The sequence below is a fragment of the Mesorhizobium caraganae genome (genome assembly GCF_016836705.1).
Taxonomy (GTDB): domain Bacteria; phylum Pseudomonadota; class Alphaproteobacteria; order Rhizobiales; family Rhizobiaceae; genus Mesorhizobium; species Mesorhizobium caraganae.
On record NZ_JAFCGY010000071.1, the window covers coordinates 1 to 5,029 of the forward strand.

Consider the following 5,029-nt stretch of genomic DNA (forward strand, 5'->3'; position numbering starts at 1 on the left):
CGCAATTGCGCCATACGCCGCCGTCCCGAGGTCCGTGGCAGTGGAATGTCCATCAGTGATGGAGACAATGTGTGCCTCGACCTCAAGCGACGCCCTGCTTCAGGGCGGTGATTGCCGCCGAGCAGGATGCGCCCCTCGTTGCCGACGCCGATGGCTATGCCGGGCCTGTACGGCCGCCGGATCAAAGTTCGCATAGAAGGCCGAAGGATTCGCTGGCGTTTCTAACAAACGCCTGACTTGGAAAGTAATCCCTGGTGGAGGAAAGTTTGCGCCAAAATGCCTCGACTGCTGAACTGTCGACTGCACAAAGCAGCGCGATTTGAAATGTCTCAGCCTTCCGGGGCGCACGCGGCGGCCAATCTCGGACGCACACGCACGAACCGCTTGACGTGGGACGGGCCCTTTTCGAGGAGTTCGCGCTCGTCGGCGCCGATCCGGCCGAGCTTGTCCGCGCCGCAGGACGGGCAAAAGTAGGGCGGGTCATGGGCATTTGTCTCCTTCGGCAGATGGTGAGCAAGAGCGCACGTTCTTCCGCATATTTGATACTGTTGGCGAAGTCACGCCGGGGCTGCTTGAGCCATGAGACGTGTGAAGTGCGATGTCCTTGTCCGTGCGACGGGTCTTTGGTGATCCAGCGCGCCAAACGCATGAGATTCATGGCCCCGGCTGTGGCAAGATGCTGAAGGTGGGCTTTGGCTTGACCGATGTAGCGGGCGTGGCGCATGCCGAAGGCGCGCACCGCGTACGATATTGTCGCTTCGATTCAAGCTCGGCAGGCATATAGTTTTGCGAATTCGGCTGTCTGCTGTCGTTGGCGGCCGTCCTTCAGCGCCTCGTGTTGATGTTGCATGCGCAGCGTCATGCTGCGCCGATTTGCATGTGCCCCTGCGCGATCGATGCGATCGGAGCAAGCACCGCAGTCTTTGCGGGAGAACTTGATCTTGACTACCGAGGTTGCCCCATTGTCGGTAGCAGCAGTCTAACTAGAACTGTACGCCCCCGCGGACTGTGACGCGGCGTTCATCCCAATTGATTTGAAAGGCGTCGGCAGTGAAGCCCTCGCCCGCCAAGGCTTGCCAGCGCATGTCGCGACGAACAGGCCCAATCAAATCTACTCCAAAGCGTTGTCGGGTCTCAACAAAAATTCCAGCGCTGTAGCCTGTATCGACGAAGTGCTAGGATGGCAAAACACCCTGTTGTTCCGGGGCTTGTCGGCCGGCTCCAAGTCTGCGGTTGTCGGCAATTTGGTTCTGTTGCAGACTTTCCTGTAATGGATTGGCACCGCATTTGCCGCGAGAAGACACCCAGCCTGCGTGATCTCGTCCCGGGCCACGCCGCAGCTTGCTGGCGCGCCGAAGAGGTAATGGGCGGCATGTGCGAACGACCACGGAGCCGGTCGCCGACTACCAGGCCACAGAACCCGTTCACGAGAGCAACAAGCCATCGTTGATTGACCGGCCTTCTGAAAATCCTCCCCCGAGCTCGGGCATGGCAATTCTAAATCTCTGCGAATAGGTACAATTACAAAAACATTCACGATTGTTTAATAGAAAATCTTTTGATAGAGGCAGTCTATTCTGATACGCTACGAGTAATTGTATAAACGAAGTAGCGGAGTACAAACATCAGTTTACCTCCGCGCGAAAGTCGCCATCATCCAATTTCGGAGAGAAGAAATGGACAGAAATGATAGGCGCTCCAAGCGCTGTGCGACACTCGAACCTTCATATCTATCTGAAAATGAATTGGTTGATGTTGGGTTTAGCGCGGTCGGAAAGAATGTGAGAATCGTCGATACATGTATAGTCATAGGGGCAAAAAACGTATCTATCGGCAATAACGTCATAATTGGTGCAAACGTTATCATTGGTTGTTCGAGTGGATCAATTATCATCGGAGACTACGTTAATATCGCATCTGGATGCTGTTTGAGCGGAGATGGAACGATTACACTTGATGATTTTTCCGGACTTGCCCCCGGCGTTCGCATATTTTCGGTCACGGACGATTACATGGGGAACTATCTAACGAACGCAACTATTCCTAGAGAATTCGTTGGCCTCACATTTGCTCCGGTGCATGTAGGGAGGCACGTTATTATTGGATCAGGGGCTGTCGTTCTTCCCGGATGCAACATAGGTGAAGGATCGTCGGTCGGGGCGTTGTCTCTAGTAACAAAGCCTCTGGATAGCTGGGGCGTATTCTGTGGTATTCCAGCAAAGCGCTTGAAGGCCAGATCGAAAAAGCTCCTGGAGCTTGAACGGCAGCTATTATTCACGTCGGCCAAATAATCGTAGCGCGCATACCAGCCCCGCTCGAGCTCTACGACCTTCCTGACAAATGTTCGTCGCCGGCCCTTCGGAAGTCTCGCCATGAGCTTTCTGTCCTGCGCGGGTAGGATGGCGGCTTCGTCACACCGGGCTCGTCTTGTGCAACGCGGCGGCTGCCTCGGTGGACCGGCCATAATCGGACACCTCCGGAAACTTGCGCATTTCGGACCGTCCATCCTCGAGGTGGCGGAGCGGGCCTGAGCCCCAGCGCTTTCGCTTCGGCTTTGTAGGTTCATGGCGGTGATTTCGGCCTGATCGCCTCGCGCAGATGCAGTTCGCCTGTGCAGCCAGCACCATCACTTCATGCTGAAGGCCACGTTGGTGAGGGTGACGGTGGGCCGGCGCGCGATGCCGATGATGCGAATAGAGAGCCTCATGCGGTTTTTCTTCTCGGCGAAGACATGCTCGATATGGACCGGATTTTGACTTGGCCCTTCTGCTCTAGCAGGCTTCTTCTCTGATTGGGGTCGTTGAGGTCAAGCTCCTCCTGATATTTTTCCGGACCATGTCGCCCCGCGGGTCACTCGCTTCTCTTCGCGGTCGACGTTAGGCCGCCGCATGATGGGGTCAGTAGAGCGAGGCGTCTCAATCTGTTGAACGACCTTGGGAGAGTTCGGCCCAGGATCGTGCCTGCTAACGAGATCACCTTGCCCATCGTCCCCACGGGAACGATCCGGATCACGCCCTTTCGGGCGGAATCAACTCCTCCTTCGTTGGCCCGTTATCCCTATTTCATGCCGATACGCGGCCGGGTGCCTTGCCGAAGCGGAATTCTGTTGCATCACTCCACATGCGATGCAGAATGACAGCGAGCTTGCGGGCAACAGCAACTCGGGCTCGAGCCATACCGCGCCGTTTGGCGACGTTCATGCCCCACGCTCTGAGGCTCGACCATTTCTTGCTGAGCACGAGCAGCGAATGAGCCGCCTCATAGAGGGCCGTGCGGGCGAGTTCGTCACCGCATCGGCTCACCTTGCCCTGAATGTCCGTTTCGCCCGATTGGTAACGTGCCGGGGTCAGACCCAGATGCGCGCCGACATCCCTCGACCGACGAAAGCGGTCCGGCCGATCGATCGTGGCACGAAAGGCGAGCGCGGTGATGGGTCCCATACCTGGAACGCTCATGAGTCGCCGGCAGACTTGCTCCTGGCGGGCGATAATGAGGACCTGCTTTGTCAGTCGCCCGAACTCGCGCAGCATGGTGGCCAGGATCACCAGAAGCGGCTCGACAAGCGCCATAATGACCGTATCTGCGCCAATCAGTTCGCGCACGCGATCAGCGAAGGCTGCACGGCTTGGAGTGCCAAGCTTGATGCCGACCTCCCGCAAAATCGCCCTCACGACATTTTCGATCGTCCGCATTTCATTGAGGACCGTGCGTCGCGCCACGAGGAGGGACCGCCAGAACCGACACTGCCGGCTCTTCACATGCACCTGCCGATACCAGCCCGTGCGCATGATCTGCGCAAGCGCGCGGGCATCGTTGCGATCGGTTTTGTTCGGCATCGTTTTCATCGCCGCGTTGGCCTGCCGGGTCTCGATGCAGATCCCCGGCAATCCCTCGGCGCGAATACCGTCATAAAGCCAGGCTGTCAGCGAGCAGGCTTCGAGCCCGATGCGCTCCAGCGGCAGATTAATTTTCCGCAGGGCCTCATAAAGCGCCCTCGGCTCACTCGCCGCCCGCCCTTCCTTCACGATCCGGCCGCTCTCGTCGACGACACAGATCGCGGTCTCTTCCAAAGACACGTCAAGTCCGGCAAAATACTTCATGGCTGCTCCTCCTGATGTTTGTGGCGATCTACATCGACCACGTTCTCACATCTCGACAAGAGCAGCCGCCCTCAATCTGGCTCGGGCGAGACCCCAATCACCCCATCTGTTGAAGAAGTCCATTTGCGAGCGACGAAGTCTGCTTCATCGCCACCATGGAAGCAGATCTGTCCGTTGATAGAGCCGTCTGGTTGGATTTCAGCCCAGCCATTGCCCTGGCTTCGTCCATTTCGTCATTGCCTTGCCAGGAGAAGGCGACATTGTTGCCGTCGCTCATGCCGAAGATCTGCCCGGTGACGCAACCGAAAGCGAATTCGCCGGAGCCATTCGCCGCGAACTCAATGTAGGCGGGCTCCATCATGTCGCGATAGTCCTCGACATAGTCAGGCATCGCGACGATTCGCCAGCGGCCGGTGAGGCTCATGCCGGCGCTGCCAGCAGCTTGGGCAAGCGGACCAGATTGTAGGCCGCCAGGTTCAAGGTGAAGGCCGCGCCCACACGGGCGCATCCTCGCAGCTTGACCTTGGCCATGCCGGCCAAGGACTTGATCCAACCGAACAGTTCCTCGATCCGCTTGCGGCGGCGCTGGCTGACCGCATAGCCGGCGTGGCGGCGCGTGCGACCATCGATCGCCGTCACGCGAGGCTTGCCGGTTTTGCTCAGATGGCCGTCGACGGCGATGTGCGGTGTGACCTTGCGCTCGCGCAGATCCCTGATGAAAGCGCGCACGTCATAGGCCTTGTCGGCGCCGAGCGTGACGCGCCGCCGCGACGGTCTGCGATCCAACATGGCGAGCGCGGCTTCAACGATGTCTGGACTCTACGCTTGAAGCAGCAGGCGATTGACCGTGCAGTCGCAACAAGATCCGCAGACGAACTCGCCAGCCCTTTGCCTTCTGGGAGTTCAGATTGCAAAAGGAGGAATCCTCC

4 protein-coding genes and 2 pseudogenes are annotated in these 5,029 nt (G+C 58.2%); 1 reads left to right on the forward strand and 5 read right to left on the reverse strand.

What is annotated here, in order from left to right; translation table 11 throughout:
• Positions 1 to 181: 181 nt before the first annotated feature.
• Complete coding sequence (locus JQK88_RS37750) at positions 182 to 763, reverse strand: transposase (RefSeq protein WP_376740498.1); 582 nt, start codon at positions 761 to 763, stop codon at positions 182 to 184.
• 913 nt (positions 764 to 1,676) lie between these two features.
• Between JQK88_RS37750 and JQK88_RS35145 the strand changes: the two genes are divergently transcribed.
• Positions 1,677 to 2,291 carry an acyltransferase gene (locus tag JQK88_RS35145; protein WP_203281151.1) on the forward strand — a complete coding sequence of 205 codons (615 nt, stop codon included), beginning with the start codon at positions 1,677 to 1,679 and terminating at the stop codon, positions 2,289 to 2,291.
• Between the two features lie 771 nt (positions 2,292 to 3,062).
• On the opposite strand, the gene JQK88_RS35150 is transcribed toward JQK88_RS35145, so the two are convergent.
• From JQK88_RS35150 to JQK88_RS37100, 4 genes and pseudogenes are all read right to left on the reverse strand, one after another.
• The gene (locus tag JQK88_RS35150; protein ID WP_203281153.1) at positions 3,063 to 4,100 is read right to left on the reverse strand and encodes an IS110 family RNA-guided transposase; all 1,038 of its coding nucleotides are present in this window, start codon (positions 4,098 to 4,100) and stop codon (positions 3,063 to 3,065) included.
• 97 nt (positions 4,101 to 4,197) lie between these two features.
• Positions 4,198 to 4,524: a hypothetical protein gene (locus tag JQK88_RS35155; protein WP_246750187.1), complete on the reverse strand. Its 327-nt coding sequence runs from the start codon at positions 4,522 to 4,524 to the stop codon at positions 4,198 to 4,200.
• A pseudogene (locus JQK88_RS35160) lies at positions 4,521 to 4,904 on the reverse strand (transposase); the annotation flags it as partial. The gene JQK88_RS35155 and the pseudogene JQK88_RS35160, both read right to left, overlap by 4 nt.
• 26 nt (positions 4,905 to 4,930) lie before the next feature.
• Positions 4,931 to 5,014, reverse strand: a pseudogene (locus JQK88_RS37100) (GHMP family kinase ATP-binding protein); the annotation flags it as partial.
• Positions 5,015 to 5,029: the final 15 nt, after the last annotated feature.

Bases quoted from the DNA above. Each gene is read 5' to 3' on its own strand.
- JQK88_RS35155 (WP_246750187.1), bottom strand. From the start codon at position 4,524: ATGAGCCTCACCGGCCGCTGGCGAATCGTCGCGATGCCTGACTATGTC.
- JQK88_RS35145 (WP_203281151.1), top strand. From the start codon at position 1,677: ATGGACAGAAATGATAGGCGCTCCAAGCGCTGTGCGACACTCGAACCT.
- JQK88_RS35150 (WP_203281153.1), bottom strand. From the start codon at position 4,100: ATGAAGTATTTTGCCGGACTTGACGTGTCTTTGGAAGAGACCGCGATC.